Origin of the sequence: Psychromonas antarctica (assembly GCF_022267535.1) — a bacterium.
GTDB classification, from domain to species: domain Bacteria; phylum Pseudomonadota; class Gammaproteobacteria; order Enterobacterales; family Psychromonadaceae; genus Psychromonas; species Psychromonas antarctica.
Genome location: NZ_JAHNZV010000274.1, coordinates 1 through 762 on the forward strand (window position 1 = coordinate 1; position 762 = coordinate 762).

Below are 762 nucleotides of genomic sequence, written 5' to 3' on the forward strand. Positions count from 1 at the left end.
CTAATATGCTGGAAGGCGATTTTTACGGTAGCGAGCAATCGGTTGTATTAGGCCATGATGATGATGTGAAAATTGAATTTACTAATGAAGCGGGTGTTAGTCATGCATTAAAAGCTTCAACGCCAGTATTAAAAGGTGAAGTAATTGACGCATCAGTCATGCGTTGTGCTCCTCTACGTAGTTTCTTTGAAGCGCAAATGCTGGATGCGAAAGAGAATAATATTTTACTCTCTCTACACCTTAAAGCGACTATGATGAAAGTATCTGATCCAGTTATATTTGGTCATGCTGTTACTGTTTACTTTAAAGATGTGTTTACTAAATACGCGGAGTTATTTGCAACATTAGGTGTTGATGCAAGTAACGGTCTAGGCGATGTTTATGCAAAAATAGCTAACTTACCTGCAGAAGAAAAAGCGCAAATAGAAGCCGATATTCAAGCTGTTTATGCAACACGGCCTGCATTGGCGATGGTTGATTCTGATAAAGGGATCACCAACTTACACGTACCAAGTGATGTGATAGTTGATGCGTCTATGCCTGCTATGATCCGCTCAAGCGGTATGATGTGGGATGCACAAGGCAAACTAGCAGACACTAAAGCGATGATTCCAGATCGTTGTTATGCGGGTATCTATCAAGAGACAATCGCATTTTGTCGTCAACATGGCGCATTTGATCCGGCGACTATGGGCAATGTTTCTAATGTAGGCCTAATGGCACAGAAGGCGGAAGAGTACGGTTCACACGATAAAACATTTA

The 762-nt window shown here is 41.3% G+C and carries 1 protein-coding gene; it reads left to right on the forward strand.

All coding sequences use genetic code 11. The features are described from left to right. Positions 1–762: NADP-dependent isocitrate dehydrogenase (locus tag KSO91_RS18070; protein WP_238744281.1), on the forward strand; the 762-nt coding region annotated here is incomplete at both ends.